Origin of the sequence: Klebsiella sp. HMSC09D12, from assembly GCF_001808475.1 — a bacterium.
Classification (GTDB): Bacteria; Pseudomonadota; Gammaproteobacteria; order Enterobacterales; family Enterobacteriaceae; genus Klebsiella; species Klebsiella oxytoca.
Genome location: NZ_KV793409.1, coordinates 14,063 through 29,743, shown reverse-complemented (window position 1 = coordinate 29,743; position 15,681 = coordinate 14,063). Strand labels below are relative to the sequence as shown.

16 protein-coding genes are annotated in these 15,681 nt (G+C 44.7%); 6 read left to right on the top strand and 10 right to left on the bottom strand.

The window, feature by feature from the left end; genetic code table 11:
* Nucleotides 1–501: 501 nt before the first annotated feature.
* The 3 genes from HMPREF3178_RS04540 to HMPREF3178_RS04530 all read right to left on the bottom strand — a co-directional run bounded on the left by HMPREF3178_RS04540 (nucleotide 502) and on the right by HMPREF3178_RS04530 (nucleotide 2,726).
* Complete coding sequence (locus HMPREF3178_RS04540) at nucleotides 502–900, bottom strand: H-NS family histone-like protein (RefSeq protein WP_004026629.1); 399 nt, start codon at nucleotides 898–900, stop codon at nucleotides 502–504.
* Between the two features lie 403 nt (nucleotides 901–1,303).
* Nucleotides 1,304–2,122 (bottom strand): phospholipase D family protein, encoded by an 819-nt coding sequence (locus tag HMPREF3178_RS04535; RefSeq protein ID WP_032437803.1) that lies wholly within the window; start codon nucleotides 2,120–2,122, stop codon nucleotides 1,304–1,306.
* A 109-nt stretch (nucleotides 2,123–2,231) separates the two neighbouring features.
* Nucleotides 2,232–2,726: a thermonuclease family protein gene (locus tag HMPREF3178_RS04530; protein WP_040209512.1), complete on the bottom strand. Its 495-nt coding sequence runs from the start codon at nucleotides 2,724–2,726 to the stop codon at nucleotides 2,232–2,234.
* A 182-nt stretch (nucleotides 2,727–2,908) separates the two neighbouring features.
* Here HMPREF3178_RS04530 and HMPREF3178_RS04525 point away from each other — a divergent pair, with 182 nt between their 5' ends.
* The 6 genes from HMPREF3178_RS04525 to HMPREF3178_RS04495 all read left to right on the top strand — a co-directional run bounded on the left by HMPREF3178_RS04525 (nucleotide 2,909) and on the right by HMPREF3178_RS04495 (nucleotide 9,443).
* Nucleotides 2,909–4,180, top strand: coding sequence for a DUF1173 family protein (locus tag HMPREF3178_RS04525; protein ID WP_040209510.1), 1,272 nt, complete (start codon nucleotides 2,909–2,911; stop codon nucleotides 4,178–4,180).
* Nucleotides 4,181–5,172: 992 nt separating this feature from the next.
* Nucleotides 5,173–5,775 carry a hypothetical protein gene (locus HMPREF3178_RS04520; protein ID WP_004197614.1) on the top strand — a complete coding sequence of 201 codons (603 nt, stop codon included), beginning with the start codon at nucleotides 5,173–5,175 and terminating at the stop codon, nucleotides 5,773–5,775.
* 259 nt (nucleotides 5,776–6,034) lie between these two features.
* A complete protein-coding gene (locus tag HMPREF3178_RS04515) occupies nucleotides 6,035–6,766 on the top strand; it encodes a plasmid SOS inhibition protein A (RefSeq protein ID WP_040209508.1) in 732 nt (243 codons plus the stop codon).
* A 230-nt stretch (nucleotides 6,767–6,996) separates the two neighbouring features.
* Nucleotides 6,997–7,755 (top strand): hypothetical protein, encoded by a 759-nt coding sequence (locus tag HMPREF3178_RS04510; RefSeq protein ID WP_040209506.1) that lies wholly within the window; start codon nucleotides 6,997–6,999, stop codon nucleotides 7,753–7,755.
* A gap of 67 nt (nucleotides 7,756–7,822) precedes the next feature.
* Nucleotides 7,823–8,215, top strand: a complete 393-nt coding sequence (locus HMPREF3178_RS04505; protein ID WP_004196899.1) for a hypothetical protein — start codon at nucleotides 7,823–7,825, stop codon at nucleotides 8,213–8,215.
* A gap of 580 nt (nucleotides 8,216–8,795) precedes the next feature.
* On the top strand, nucleotides 8,796–9,443 hold the full coding sequence (locus tag HMPREF3178_RS04495) for an HAD family hydrolase (protein ID WP_001100942.1): 648 nt from the start codon (nucleotides 8,796–8,798) through the stop codon (nucleotides 9,441–9,443).
* Between the two features lie 335 nt (nucleotides 9,444–9,778).
* On the opposite strand, the gene HMPREF3178_RS04490 is transcribed toward HMPREF3178_RS04495, so the two are convergent.
* The 7 genes from HMPREF3178_RS04490 to HMPREF3178_RS04460 form a co-directional block, all read right to left on the bottom strand.
* Complete coding sequence (locus HMPREF3178_RS04490) at nucleotides 9,779–11,020, bottom strand: VWA domain-containing protein (protein WP_040209501.1); 1,242 nt, start codon at nucleotides 11,018–11,020, stop codon at nucleotides 9,779–9,781.
* 84 nt (nucleotides 11,021–11,104) lie between these two features.
* Entirely contained in the window at nucleotides 11,105–11,680 is a 576-nt protein-coding gene (gene terE / locus HMPREF3178_RS04485; RefSeq protein ID WP_004196906.1) for a tellurium resistance cAMP binding protein TerE, read from the bottom strand.
* A gap of 86 nt (nucleotides 11,681–11,766) precedes the next feature.
* Nucleotides 11,767–12,345 carry a tellurium resistance membrane protein TerD gene (terD, locus tag HMPREF3178_RS04480; RefSeq protein WP_040209498.1) on the bottom strand — a complete coding sequence of 193 codons (579 nt, stop codon included), beginning with the start codon at nucleotides 12,343–12,345 and terminating at the stop codon, nucleotides 11,767–11,769.
* A gap of 38 nt (nucleotides 12,346–12,383) precedes the next feature.
* Nucleotides 12,384–13,424: a tellurium resistance membrane protein TerC gene (gene terC, locus HMPREF3178_RS04475; RefSeq protein WP_004026607.1), complete on the bottom strand. Its 1,041-nt coding sequence runs from the start codon at nucleotides 13,422–13,424 to the stop codon at nucleotides 12,384–12,386.
* Nucleotides 13,425–13,447: 23 nt separating this feature from the next.
* Entirely contained in the window at nucleotides 13,448–13,903 is a 456-nt protein-coding gene (gene terB / locus HMPREF3178_RS04470; RefSeq protein ID WP_004026604.1) for a tellurium resistance membrane protein TerB, read from the bottom strand.
* Nucleotides 13,904–13,925: 22 nt separating this feature from the next.
* Nucleotides 13,926–15,077, bottom strand: coding sequence for a tellurium resistance system protein TerA (gene terA, locus HMPREF3178_RS04465; protein ID WP_032720942.1), 1,152 nt, complete (start codon nucleotides 15,075–15,077; stop codon nucleotides 13,926–13,928).
* Nucleotides 15,074–15,658 carry a TerD family protein gene (locus tag HMPREF3178_RS04460; RefSeq protein ID WP_040209492.1) on the bottom strand — a complete coding sequence of 195 codons (585 nt, stop codon included), beginning with the start codon at nucleotides 15,656–15,658 and terminating at the stop codon, nucleotides 15,074–15,076. Before HMPREF3178_RS04460 ends, terA begins: the two co-directional genes overlap by 4 nt.
* Nucleotides 15,659–15,681 lie beyond the last annotated feature (23 nt).

Genomic DNA, 15,681 nt, shown 5'->3' with positions numbered 1-15,681 from the left:
TGGATAACGGACATTTCAATTGAGCCTTGACAAAGTTGTTGATTTTACACGCTTTGTTGTTTGGTGTGGCTATGGCCAGATATACCAAATGCCAATATGATCACAACAAACTCAGGCTGACACATACATCATTACAGTGAAAAATGTAATCAATACTAATGTAATGACGTTTAACCACAGAGAAACCATACTCTTGCTTATGAGAAGGTTAGCTAAATCCGAGTCCTCATCTTCATACTTACCAGCCCTGGATGATGTCTGTCTACGGTTCATTACCGCATAAACCTCATAATGACTGACTATACGGCATATCAACACCAGATAAATTAGAACAATACCAGCAATGATTAGATGTCTGGATCCGTTAAACAAATCCATAACTGTCTCAATATGATCGTTTAACATAGTAATCTCTCTGCAGCCGGACCAACCACGATAATGCATGACGATGATAAAAAAAACCACCTTGGTAAGGTGGTTAATAAAAAAAGAAATTTTGTATTAGATCAGGAAATCTTCGAGAGTTTTTCCTGCATCCAGCTGAGCTTTAATTGGTGCCGGAGTACGTCCCTGACCTGTCCAGGTTTTTTGCTCACCGGCATCGTCTATGTAAGCATATTTCGCAGGACGAGGTTCACGTTTTTTGCGTACTTTAATGTTGACGGCCGCGTCCATCAGTTCGCTCGGATTTATACCATCAGCGATCATCATTTCCCGGTAATGAGAGAGTTTTTCTAAACGCTCACGGTTAGCCGCTTCGGCCGCCTTTTCTTCTTCACTGCGTTCAGCGACGACAATAGTGAACTTTTCTAATACTTCTTCAAGCACTTCTAATGGTAGCTCTCGTGCCTGAGCGCGAAGTGTACGGATGTTATTGAGAACCTGTAATGTCTCGCTCATAGTTACCTCTTTATGCACATTGTTATGCAATTACATAAGAACATTAAATTAATTAAAGAAATTCAGCAAGTGGTTTAGGAAGTTCAATTCTCTCAATCGAGAAAAGTCTTAAAAATGAGTCTATCTCATGCTGAATGTATGTTCCTTGGTCTTGATACTGCCCTGTTGGTAAATTCACCATCGTGAAAAAAATCATCTCGGGAATATCTTTATCCGGTTATGATTCTATCGTTGTGTGAAGTGAAAAAGATGTTGTAATTGTAAAGGTCATTAAGCAAACAATCAATGCTATTTGAATACATTTTTTGATTGCAAAAGGATACTGCTTAAGACATTTCAGGCTGCATAAAAATGTTAAAGGGGTGATTAAAAAAAACCACCCTGCAAATTAAAGTTAACTCTGTTAGAGAGAAATATCAGAAGGCCATAAAAAATAAAACTCACCTTTTTTATAACGATTGGGTTTACTCTCACCTCCGATGGAAATACCTAAAGGGGTTAACTCATATTTTCCGTCTTTCTCTATGAGGTATCCTGATTTCATTAATTCCGCATACATTTCAGATAAACCCATTTTATTTTGTTTAGCTAAATTAGTTGAGGTTAATTTATTTGCGGGTTCTGGGTTAGTATCCCCCTCTTTACTTGTTCTCTCCTCTGACTCGGTTGAGATAGGATCTGTTAACATACTATGTTTTTCATCATTTTTTTGAGATGTTCTTGTATGTTCACTCTTCTGCTCATGAGTTTTTTGCAACTCAGATCTACCCGATTGTAATGATATTGGTGATGGAATATTTTCTGTACTGATCCTGATTAACCGCTGGGCCTCTGTGATAGAAGCGTTGAAAGCGTCACGGTCATCATCCTTTACAATTAATACCCCAAGTTCATGATTGTTGATTTGACTAAAATCATATAGATTTAGGCTGCATATCAGGCTTTGATTTTCATTAGCATAAAACTTAGCATGAAGGTTCTGGCAAAAACTCAAACGAACATAAGGTAAACTGACAAGCCATTCATGGTCTTTGGGGTTAAGTTCAGATTTACCGTAGATGATACGAATATCAACCTTCATACGGTTTTTGTCTTCAATGAGCTCTTTAATTCTTGCGCTAAGTTTCAGATAAGGGCTTATCAAAATAATGCGCTCTTCGGCATTAGCGATGGTTTGCTCTACATGATAGTTTAAACCTGTTGTATTAAGAATCTGGACCATAAATCCCCCATTTTTTACAGTGTTGTTTATGAATAATAGCGCACGTTAAAAAGTTACTTTTTAGGAGTAGAATGCTCGATATTGTGAAAGTGGAAGTATGATTCCTTACTTAATTATTCGCTTTTCGCCATTGACGTGGTTCAATTGAGTGCGGATCAGACCACAGACCTTTCCCTTCATTTCGAGCGTTTTGTTCAAGAGGTCCATATTCAGGAACAATCAACCTGCCCTGATACCGATATGCCCAGGCCATACCGTTTGCGACCATGATGGCGTTAACATCGTTGTTGTTAAGATAGATTGTGCCAAGCATACGACCATAGACGTCCTGCCCATGGTCCTGAATATTAACAACCTGATTTGCTACTAACTGAATCATTGTTTGCTTTGCCTTCTGCCCGAAGGCTTGCTTACTTTCAGGGGCATCAATCCCATAGAGCCGTATTCTTGTATTTTTTGCACCGTCATAAGCCTGGACTGTATCACCATCAATAACACGCACCACTTTCGCCGAGAAAGTTTTGGCAATTGAAGTTAGTGGGTAATATAAAAGGATAACAGCCAGTGGAAAAATGGCTAATCTAGTTGTCCGGATGTTTATCATTGGTTGTCTCTGGATGATAATCATTAAATGTGATTTGAGGGGGAAATCACAACGATTTTGAAAAGTTACTTTCAAAGTATAGGTTACTTTATTAACAACATGCTATTGTGTCAATGTATATGAAAATTATTACCTGAGGTGAATGAAAACGCATCTCGGCTCAGATCAATTAAGGGGGGCTTATGTCTACTGTTAATGATGTGATTGTATCTTATGGAGGTGACAGCAAAAGGTATTCAAGAGACTTCCAGACAAAAGAAGAATTTAAAAAGAGCTGGTACGCCGTATTGTCACGGGCGCATGCTTCGGTAGAAGCGAAGGTAAGCTGTGCCTGTAAAGGAAAAGGACCAAAATCACTTGCCGTAAAATATCACTCAGGCGGTGATACTTATTTCCTGGCACGGTACCCGAATACGGGTAGTCAACATTCACCTGACTGTATTTTCTTTACGCTTGATAAAGACAATTCAGGTCTAAAATGCTATACACAAGGTGTCGTCAAAGACCTTAAAGATGGAGGCTACGGAATTAGGTTAGACGTGGCATTAGCCTCATCTGACTCGGAGTCGACCTCGATCGTACCGATAGATAACAGGAATAAATCAGGTGGTGTTTCTCAGAATAGCATGTCATTGCTGGGTCTTCTCCAGTTCCTGTGGGATGACAGCGGTCTGAATCGTTGGTATCCGAAAATGGCCGGGAAACGTAATCCTGGCAAGGTGTTCAACCTTATAACCCACTCTGCGGAAAAAATTAAAGTCGCATCACATCCGCTGTCCATGCATTTACTTGCAGGTGCATATCCTTCGACACCTCAGGAGACAAAAAACATAAAAATGACATCAGAGGCGCTGATGAATAAAGAGCGTCTGATTTGCCTCAATGTACTATCTAAATATAACCCTGAAAGACACTCGAATGCATCAAAACGACTTCCGATAAAATTTTTTTCAGGTGTTCCAGTTGTACTGATGAATACTGAGAATTGGGCATCACTGGAGAAGAGATTCAGCTCTGAAATAGCAAACTGGCGTTCAGGAGGTAACGTAATCTGTATGGCTATAGGTGATCTGGGTAAATTTAAGGGGAAAGATACATACTATCTTAAACCACTTCAGATAGCATTGATGAATGTTGATGAAAACTGGATCCCGGCAGACTCGTGTTATGAGCTGACCATGCTAAATTATCTTCATAAGCATGAGAGGTCATTTATCAAACCCCTGAGATACGATGCTTCTAATAATGATGTTTTCCCAGATTTTTGTCTGACGGATATTGGGGGGCATGAACTGTTTCCTATTGAGGTATTTGGTATGGATACTGCTTCATATTTGGCGCGTAAGGCGATCAAAGAAAGTTACTATAATGAACGATATGGAAAGGATGGTTGGGCATCATGGGTTGCACCGGCTGGCCCCCTACCCCATTTGCCCGATAAGGGCTGCAGTTAACGCCAAAATGCTTCAGTAAGGGCTTCGGCCCTATTATAACTATCAGCACTTTTCTGGAATAAAAGGCTTCAGCCCTGTTGTACTTCATCCTGCGATTTCAATTTTGATCAATTAACCGGCCAGAAATCATACGAAATTTTATTTTCGTCGCCGTGCGCTACGTGAAATCTGACGTACTCACCCCTCCGTTTTTGTTCAGATTTCGCGTAGCGCAACCTGAACAAAAACCACTAGAAAAGTAACTTTTGGACTGATTTAGAAGCTGGTTACCCCCACTTCGGATGATAACATTAAATTAACACATGGAATAATGAGTATTATTCTAACTGTAAATAGGATGTTATACATCTCTTGGCGCGGTGGAAAAATGAGCACACTTCTGGTTATTCCTGAATTCATGCTTTTTGTTGGTTTTTATATCGATATATTGAAACCTTGTTTTATTTAAAAGGCATCAATTTTATAATTTTTTTCTGTTATTTTATCGCTATTGACATTTACCATTGTGACTATATCCAATGATATTAAATCACTTACATCTAAAAGTGACGGTGTCACGTATTGTGCGCCCAGAGAACCCCTTTTCGTGAAAAAAGTAGTTCACTCCCATAACGAAATGTGGACTTCTTTTTTGCAGATCGTATGTGGATGTCTTCAGGTAGCAGGAAGGAAAGTGATTCAGGCATGAAAGGATGACAAACCGGCAAAGGGGCTGCTACTGCTCCGTATTCAACAAACCACCCCTGGTTAGTTGAAACCTTTGCCGGTTTTCCTGACAATACCAGACAGGTAAACTTTTTCCATCAGATTTTCTCGTCAACATGTTGCATTCATAATTTTTTCGTAATTGGATGCTTTTGCAGGACAGCTACGGTTTTTATCCATTCGTGCCCGGTAAAAAAAATAGTTAAATAGCGATTTCACCCTTTTAAAGGGAAAATTGTCCTCAGGCTCAAAGTACTATAAAAGTATCAATAATCAGGAGCCTTACTATGACTATCATGAAAGTTCATTATTCTCCAACTGACGGGATCCCTTTGAACTCCCTTTATCTCAAGGAAACTTCAACCACTGAACGATCAGGTTCAGTACTGGGGGGTGGCATTTCGGGAGACTCTGTTATTCTGGGAGGCGGAGGTTATGCCGGTTCGGAAATGCAGAAGACGACTCGTTCTTCTGTCTTTGCACCACCTGATGAAGTTACTGCTGAGCCTGACAACACAAAAATGGTCCTCCGGATTTCCTGTGTTATCGGTGTAATGTTTTTACTTATAATTATTACCTTATTCAGTAATGCTGTTGTAGATATTTTTGACGTAAACGTATCTAAAACAATGTCTTCTTTCCTGGAACATGCTCCCTTCTTTATCATTGGACTATCTGTCATTTGTGCTTTCTTTGTTATAGGAATGACCGATCATGATTACACCCCGGTACTTGAAGAGCATAAAAGGAATGAAGCGCGTTTGTCTGTATACCACAGGCTACGCTATGTCGAAGCTGATAATATTGTTTTTGATCCGCAATCAATGAAAGGATGTTATGCAGAAAGAAAATTCATTGCTTCACTAGTTGAAAGCTGTATCACTAAGTAATATCCCTGATTTCCTTTACTAAGCCTTTCATGTAAGGCTTAGTAACTGCTTTAACCCTCCCTTTGCTCACTGTTTTTATATGCTTCCGGTTTATGGGTGTGCTAAAAGCTGCTTTCTCATGTTTGAAGTTGACTCCGAAAAATATTAAATGTTTTTGAATATTATTCAGAATCACTATTATATAAATAGGTACTGGCAAGTGAAATAATTACTGATAATATGTCTTTATGTGCTTCCTATTCTCTAAGGATGGTAATTAATGATATCCTCTATGCTTGTCCCGATTAACCCTTTCCAGCGATGTGCAATGGCTTCTATTGCTTCTGTGGAGAATCGCAGAGCTTTGGGACGGAAAACAGGAGAACTGGCCTACGTCAAAGCCTTTTTTAAAGAGCTTACAGGTAAATCGCAAATTAACTCGAATGACTTGAGAAAGGTCGATTCGACTTACGATCCATTTGTTCGTGGCGAAGCAACTAAAGTTGAATACCTGCGTGCTATCGATATTCTGATTGAATCTCGTGGAGAGTGTTTTATTCTCCCTCTTTCCTGGTCTCTGGCAGTTTCCATGTTCCCGGAGTTACAAAACAGGGTTTTTCAGCGACGCGAACACCGTGACCGGATTCATGATCAAAGGGTGGAACGCCTGAGAAAGAAAGAATCTAACCTATTGAATTATCAATTTGAAATCAATGTTGCAAAATCCAGGCTTTACCTGTCTTTCTGTGTTCCAGGTCAACATAAACGCTGGTTAGAAAATTGGCGAAACGATACCCATGGACAAGGACTTACAACGAATAATATTTACCTGCTGATAAAGGAATGGTGGTCATCATTCTGGATCACTTCATACAGAAAGGACTATATCTGGTGTGACACACTGGCTGAATTGCTGGACGAGATTGATTATGTTCTTAGCACTATTACAATTATGGAGTTTAATGTCTGTTTTTCGGCGCTACCATTATCCCTTATATATAAAGCTGGATAGAATACAAAGCTTCAATCAGAAAAATTAAAATTTACAAGCCCAATATTTCTCACTGTTTTCATGTTTTTTTGTGCCATTTAGGGGTTGGTTATTATTATCCAGAATTTATGAACCTGACCTTAATTATTATTGCTTCCGGTGAAAATACCCCCTTGATGAGCCGGTTTGGTTAAGTATGATGGTCTTACTCCTAATCGACCGTACTCATCTAAACAGATATGAGGTTTATCATGGCTGACTATTATTCAGAATGTGCTTGTCTTATTGAAGCAAATCCTACTCAAGCTGATATATTACTTGAGGCAATGAATGAATTGTTTGAACCTGATGATAGTTTTATTCAAAAACTCATTTCATGTGATAACACAAACGGCCTCTCAGAAATGGAGATTATTGTACGTCACTGTGTCCTGAACCATCCATTCAGAACTGTTGCAGATATTCCTGAAGACCTGGACTGGCATTTTGACGGGGATAAATGCCCTGAAGGTTTTCTTATTAACAGTGATCTCGGAGATTTCAATTCTGAACATGCTGCGCTGTTTGCTCAGGCGGCACTTATTGCATTTGACAGAAATGAATTGATAGAGTTCAAAATTGCTTTTACATGCAGTAGCTCAAAAAGACCTGACGGGTTTGGAGGCGCTGCTTGTGTCGTGAGCAAGGATTTCATCCGGTGGACAGGTCTACACAATTTTCTTGAGGCTGAACGAACAGCTTTCGCCGAGAAGATGAAATACTTCTTTTGTGAATTTACAGAGGTCGTCGGTGAATTTGAATATCCAGTATCGTTTATATTGCGTTGCCCGGACAGCGTTAATGCAGCGCATAGATATGATGAGATACAGCTTAACTATCGCGATGGTGGGGAAATAGATGCCGAAGGAGGAATACAATTTAGTTCTGGCTCTGCCATTAAAAAATCCAGTATGAAACCAATCACTCCGGATGAGTTCCGGGTGATGAAATCGTACCTGAACGTCATGTGATTTTCCTTTGGCCAGGGCATGATCCCGCAGCTCTCCTGCCCTGATACGTCTATTTTTGTGAGGCATTATGACAAAGCAAATATTACCCAATGAACTGGCTGAAATCGTCACCGGTCTTCTTATTAAACCTGAACTGCTGGGTGAGCTTGACTCCCGTGAGGCGCACCAGGCCTTCATGCTGGATATTGGACGGGTTATTGCTTATCACTGTGGTGGACTGGTCAACGGTATTACGGATGGTGACGTCGCAAAACCCTATCTTTCAGACATTGAGTGTACCCCCATTCTCCACATCGAATCTGATGACCGCCTGCCTTCGACTGAACGTAACGTATGGTCAAATTATCATGTTGAAGCCTGGGCAGACGAGGGACAGGAAACTATCCTCGACAGGGCGATCCGAAACTCTGACAGAGCTGCCCTGCAAACTCTCCTTATTGTAGCTGCGCAAAAAGGATGAGCCGGTGCTCCTGTTATAAAACGAATGACGGACTGGCGTATCCCTGAAGGTGAACCGGTTTGCCATGAAGCGGATAGCAGAATCTCTACGGCCACCTACCATCTGGATAACCAGACCTCAATCGAGGTGGCGGACGATACAGGTCAGCTTTGCTTAGGTGTATTACTGGAAATCAATCATGGCGTGCCTGCACTACATCTGAATGTGTCGGGTGGGGATACGCTTCTCCACGTACATGCTGCACAAGGTGGACTTGTCCTGACACCAGACAGTTCCGGGGTACGGTTTCAGCGTGCTGAATGTGACAGGTATGTTTACAGAGATCAGAACTCATTACTTGTGAAGGAACAGAAATATACTGCCCTCCGCCGATCCAGAGTATGGGGTTACCGCATCAGATTTTACTGAGCACACAATCACAAAAAGTTACTTTTTTCTCAGGAGGTGCCTGGAACCCTGCCCTTCATTTTGACACGAGCAGGATGTCGGCACCTTACGTGCGGTTACTGTTATTCGCGTCCTGGTGGTATAGTGCAGCGGCTGGCAGAAGTAACCTACTATCCAACGGAATAAGATCACGATGAACGTCATTCAGCCCCGCATGCTCTCTGTTTTTGATTTTGACGGTACGTTAACGCGGCATGATAGCTTTATCCCTTTTCTGCGGTTTGCCTTTGGCAATCGGGCGTTTTCGCGACGTATCGTCAGCATGGCTCTGCCCACGTTACGCTGCATGGGTAAGCAGATGACGCGTGATGAGCTAAAAGAAACGCTCATTACAACTTTTCTTACTGGTGTTGAGGAAAAGTGGGTGTCTTCTAAAGCAGAGGAATTCTGTCAGCTCTACTGGCATCGCCTCATGCGCCCGGCAGGTTTGATTGCTGTGGCGAATGAAGTCACTTCCGGCGCGATCGTCACCTTATGTTCTGCGTCCCCGGAAATTGTACTCAGACCCTTTGCCGAAAAACTTAGGATCAAACTGATTGGTACACAATTAGAGACAAAAGACGGCATTCTGACCGGCAGAATCAGTGGTCATAATTGCAGGTGCTCACAGAAAATTATCCGGCTTGAAAAAGAATATGGACCTCTGACTGACTATCATCTTCGGGCATGGGGTGATACGCGGGGTGATTATGAACTCCTTTCCGCAGCGACTGAGCCTCACTGGCGTCACTTCCATCAAGGTTTCCGTCGTAAGCTTCCGTCGAAGCTAATCATCAGATAAAAATTGCCCTTTATCGTTCTGCAATCTCTTCTTTACATAAAGGCAACATATATTCTACATTTAACCACTGTAACTGGCCAAAAAAAGAGTGCATCCTGGTAAATCGGTAGCTCGGACTATTAGGTATGCTTCAACCTGTTACCATTGGAATACCTACTTTCAGCCCGCTTTTCCGAGCGGGTTTTTTTCATCCCTGCCGATGTGTTCCTGGGTCTAAATTACTGGGTGAAGTTGGGTTTCAGCGATCACCTCTGCGTATAGCCCTGTTTAGCTCTGCGTACTTTAAAAGGTGTCGTTATGGCAGCAGGCCTATCGCCCCTTACCGGGGCGATGAGTCAGATAATGCCTTCCTTTTTTGCCAGTCCAAGCCAGTCTTTGAACTCTTCAAGAAGTTTTTCATACAACTCTTCGTCCTTTATGTGGGCAAAATTATCGATCGCAAAAAAGTTGCTGTTGTCTACGCGACGGTCGCTAAAGGTGTCCAGCCTCTCCAGAATCCCATAATTTGATCCGCCCAGTCCCACGAACTTCCAGAAGACAGGATAGTTGGCTGAGCGGCGGATGGCCTCTTTAATTTCTCGTGTTTTGCTGATCCCGCCATCTGTAATGCACACGACAAAAACGGGTAAGGTGCTGTCCTTGAAATAATCGATAACCTCATTCATGACTGGCGGCTCATTGTTCGTCCCGCCAAGGCCGGGAAGGATTTCCCAGGCCGATCGTTTACCCGTGTTCTGAATGGCAGCAATGTATCCGTCAAGATTGTCCAGTGTGACGTCAGGATATTTCTTGTGACGCTCAGCAAAGCCCCATACATCCATTGTGCCGTCATCGTCGAACTGGACAGACAGGACAGCTATACGGTCAAGAACGGCCTGTACATGTCCTTTTTTAAACTGGCCGGTCATAGAGCCTGAGGCATCGAGAACAAAAGCGACTCGTGCTTCAACGGTATCCAGTTTGTGTTTTGCCAGTGAAATACTGGCTTTCTTAGCCAGGCTGATAAGCGCAGGCGCTTTACCTTCGAGTTTCTTTTCAAGGCTGATCCGGGCTGGTTGCGGTACAACTTCTGCTGCAGGTTCCACGTCCACACCATAGCTGACTGCCAGAGGCTCAAGCCCGCCATTAAATCCCTGCCCAAGCGCCCTGAGCTTCCAGTTGCCCTGGTATCGGTAAACTTCCCCCATAATTACTGCCTTTTCTGTGCGGCCATTGAGATCGACAAAAAAGGTGGCCTGACTTTCAGCAGAAAGTTTCAGTTGCACGAGGCCGCTTATCGTATCACTGCCATCTATCACCATAGTGATTGCAATCTTCTGGATCGTATCCGGGATCTGGTCAAGCGCAAAATGAACGACTGCGTGCTGGTGACCGGGGTTGAGTTTCACACTGCCACCGGCAGCACTCAGATTGTTGTAAAAGATAAAATCGGCATCGCCTGTCACTTTTTCCTCAGCATTCAGCATAAACAGGCAAGTCTCAGGGGTACTGTGAAATCCAGGACTGGGGGGATAATCAAGCCGGAGAGTCAGGGTAGCTGTGTGAAGCGGAATGTTCTGTCCTGATTGTAATAGCATTTAGGCTCCTTGTTACCGGGTAAAGGGATCACTCAGCGGGTAGAAAAAACCCCGGACAGGCCGGGGTTTGGTTTTACTGGTTTATCAGATGTTGATGCCGTGCTGGGTTGCCAGCGCAGCCAGGCCACCAGCAAAGCCCTGTCCTACAGCCTTAAACTTCCATTCCGCGCCATGGCGATACAGTTCACCGAAAATCATTGCGGTTTCAGTAGAGGCATCTTCTGACAGGTCAAAGCGTGCAATCTCGGAGCCATTATCGTTGTTCACCACTCGCATAAAGCTGTTACTGACCATGCCGAAATTTTGCTTACGGCTTTCTGCTTCATGAATGGTGACTGCGAATACGAGTTTCTTAACGTCAGCGGCCACTTTTGTCAGATCAATTTTGACCTGCTCATCGTCACCGTCGCCTTCACCGGTACGGTTATCACCCTGATGCTGTACTGCGCCATCCGGGCTGGTGGTGTTGTTATAAAATACGAAATGCGAATCGGACAGCACTTTACCGTTTTCGCCAACAAGGAATACTGATGCATCCAGATCAAATGCCTGACCATCAGTAACGCGTGCATCCCAGCCCAGGCCAACCAGAGCAACATTCATGCTCGGGGCTTCTTTAGTCAGAGAAACATTACCGCCTTTAACGAGAGAAACAGCCATTTTTTGCTCCTGCTAATCGTAGATATCGGGTCGTGGATATCGGGGGCATCACCCCCGAATGATTTGGGTAAGAAAGTTACTTTTTATCAGGACGCGTTGATGCCGTACTGAGCGCACACGGAAGCCAGTCCACCAGCATAACCCTGGCCAACCGCACGGAATTTCCATTCTCCGTTGTGACGATACAGCTCCCCAAACAGCATGGCAGTTTCAGTAGAAGCGTCTTCTGTCAGATCGTAGCGAGCAACTTCAGTCTGATTGTCATCATTCACCAGACGGATAAATGCGCCGGAAACCTGACCGAAGCTCTGGCGACGAGCCTGAGCATCATGGATAGTGACAACGAAAATAATTTTGTCGACATCCCCAGGTACCGCGTCCAGTTTGATTTTGAGGGATTCATCGTCGCCATCACCTTCACCGGTACGGTTATCACCGGTATGAATAACGGAACCATCAGCAGATTTCAGGTTGTTATAGAAAATGAAATCTGCATCGCCACGAACCTTGCCATTGGCTGCCAGCAGAAATGCGGAAGCATCGAGGTCAAAGTCCTGACCGTCCGTAGAGCGTGCATCCCAGCCAAGGCCAACCAGGACATTTTTCATGCTTGGCGCGGTTTTGCTCAGGGAAACGTTGCCGCCTTTAGATAGTGAAACGCTCATCTATTTATCCTCTTTCGTTAATCATTAATCAGCTGAGATCAGCTTTCTTTATTTTCAGCTTCCGGCTTTTCCGGAAAGATGACACTGGCCAGAATACCAAGAGCCAGTACACCCAGTACAACATACAGGCTGGTGGTCGCAGACAGGCTGTAACCATGGTGCCAGATGTGATCGGTAGCGTTCAGACCCAGCTTAAACGCAATGAAGAACAGCAGGACGATAACAGCTTTCTCCAGCTGGGACAGATACTGTTTCAGGGCTTCCAGTACGAAATACAGAGTACGCAGGCCCAGTATTGCGAACATCATTGCGCTATACACAATCAGTGGTTCACGACTGACTGCAATAATTGCCGGGACAGAGTCGAAGGCAAACATCACGTCAGAGAGTTCCACTACAGCCACACATAACATCAATGGGGTGGCGTAAAGCGCTGCCTTTTTCAGTCGCCCTACAGATACGTCTTTGTTTTCTGGCTTAGCCAGTTCGGCGTCCACTTCTTTTTGTGTCAGCAGGAATGCATGTCCGGACAGTTTCGGCCAAATCGGGAAGAAGCGTTTAACCAGGCGATAAGCAAGGTGCTGAGAATAATCCTCAATTTCGTCATCATCCCCACCGCCTTTGAGCATCATGACCGCAGTCCAGGCAACAACAACGGCAAAGATCAGCTCGACATAAGGGCCAAGACTAAGCAGACCGGTACCGATCGCAACGAAAATCCCCCGGAAGACGATAGCGCCAATGATCCCCCAGTACAGAACCCGGTGACGGTAACGGTCCGGAACTGAGAACCATGAGAAAATCGCCATCATGACAAACAGGTTATCAACTGACAGCACCTTCTCAAGGGCATAACCCGTGACAAACAGGCTGGCAACCTCGGCTCCGTGATGCACAAAAAGGAAACCGGCAAATGCCATCGCGACAACAACCCAGAAAACGGACCATAAGGCTGCGCTTTTGAGGGAAATTGGCTTGTCATGTCGGTGCATGAACAGGTCAATAAAGATGGCGCCGACCGACAGCGCAACAAAGACCGTCACTGTCTCAGCCGGAAAACCGATGTGAGTGGAAACCATATCGTACCTTTATCCGTTGTTTATCAGAGGCCAAATTCTGCCGGGTCGAAACCCAGCGAACGGGCAATTTCACGGACAGCACTCTTCTCATCATCATCGAAGTTGCCATCACTTTTAGCGACAGCAATACCGACACGAAGAGCCAGTTGAGCTGCCTCTGGCTGGTCTTTCAGGGCGAGGATATATTTCATCGTTTCGCCTTTTCCGATTTCCAGATCAAAGTCGAAACTGGTCACCAGCTTGTTAAAAAACTCGATAACTTCTGCTGTATCGAAGACTTTCAGCTCTTCTGAGGATCGCAGAAATCCAATCATCTTCTGTTTTTCTTCGGAGCTGACACCGTCACTGGCAACAGCGATACGGGCGCATACCGCGACGGTACCCTGCATAAATTTCTTGTTTTTGTAACGGCCTACCTGGCGGGTCAATTCCTCACGACCCGAGGTCAAAGCCCCTTTTACTTTGTCGAAAAAACTCATTCTCATACCCTCATCATTGCGTTTATTTGGAACCTCTGGACCAGCGAAACCCCCAGCCAAAAGCGCGGTCCATTTCCTCCTGGCCTCTGAAGTACTGGTTAATACGTTCCACACGAATGGAACCGTTCTCGTTGACCAGACGGGCAATCGCACACAGCGTGCGTTTGTTATCACCTTCAGTCAGACGCGATTCAATCGGTGGTTGCTCCGGAACATGTAATGTCACCACGCCATCGGTTTTGTCCCAGCTGGGCACGCCCTGATAGATAAAGGCATATATCAGTACCTGGCGAATTTCTTTCCATTCGCGGCCATTGATGTGTAGCCATTCCCCATCCAGAGCCTCGCCGGTACGATCATCACCCTGCAGTTGAACATATGGCTCAGAGTGATAGTTACCAAAAGCATTACCGAGTGCCTGAACAACTGACTTATAGCCATCTGCGAGCTCAACGAATGCACCGAGATCCAGGTCTATCGCTTTGTTCGAACCAAACATACCGCCCAGTAACCCGCCTGAACCCGAGCCACGATGCCAGTTCAGATTGATGCGGATTTCACCAAAATTGTCTTTTTTGGCAAGGCTGATGGCAGGCTTCTCTTTGGTCAGAGAAACTTTACTCAGGCTAACTTTAGGCGGAGCCGGAGGCGCTGGTGGCGGAGTGACTGGAGCTGGCTCATCCGCGACGTTGACGCCATAGTACTCAGCGAGAGGTTTCAGGCCGCCATTGAAGCCCTGGGCGATAAAACGAAATTTCCAGTCACCATTCCTGCGATAGACTTCACCGAGGATCAGAGCGGCTTCCTGACGACCGCTCAGTTCTACCTGACCACTGATCAGCGAGGTATTGCCACTTTCAATTTGTATGGACAGATGATTCAGGGAGGAAACTGTATGGCTGCCGTCACAGGTAACGGTGAACGCGACTTTCTGCACGTCGGGCTTGAGGCGGGACAGATCAACGGTGAAAACGCTATTGGTCCCTTCAGTACTGAAGCTAATGGAACCATCTTCATTACGGGGTTGCCCGTAAAAGACCATATCGCTGTCACCCCGAACTTTCCCGTCAGCGAATAATCGAAACGCCGAAGCGTCAACAGGACCACCAGAAATGATCCTCACGCGGAGATCCTGAGCAATTAAAGGGGCATTGCCCCCCGGTGTCAGATTCATGCTTTTACCACCGTACTGATGATATCGCGCTGCATATCGTCGATTGTGCGGCCACTGCTTGCTTTACCGTGGGCGGTAAAATCCCAGTTTCCGTTGTTGCGGCGCAGGGAAGCGATGATGATACCCGTATGAGCACCTTGTTCCGTCAGCTGATAGCGGGCCAGTTCTTTATTGGTCTGATCCACGACGCGACAGAAGGCGTTATCGACATCGTTGAAGGACTGCCCACGAAAGCTGTTCACGGTAAAGGCGAGGTATTCAACATTTGCCGGCAATTTTGTGAGATCGACGCGAATGATTTCATCATCTCCATCCCCCTCACCCGTCAGGTTATCGCCGGAGTGGACGACAGACCCACAGCTGGATTTCAGTTTACGAAACCAGATGGTGTCAATTTTATTACCTGCGGCATCCAGAAGAACGCAACCTGCATCCAGGTCTATGGAATCATTGCCACCAAAAATGCTGCCAAATAATCCCTTTTTCTTAACAGGATCCCAACCCAGTCCGAACTGAAGCTGGCTGAGAGCAGTGGATTGTTTGCTGAGTGATACTGTCTGGTTTTTACTTAAAGAAACCATATTCATTCCTTAAAAGGTATTGA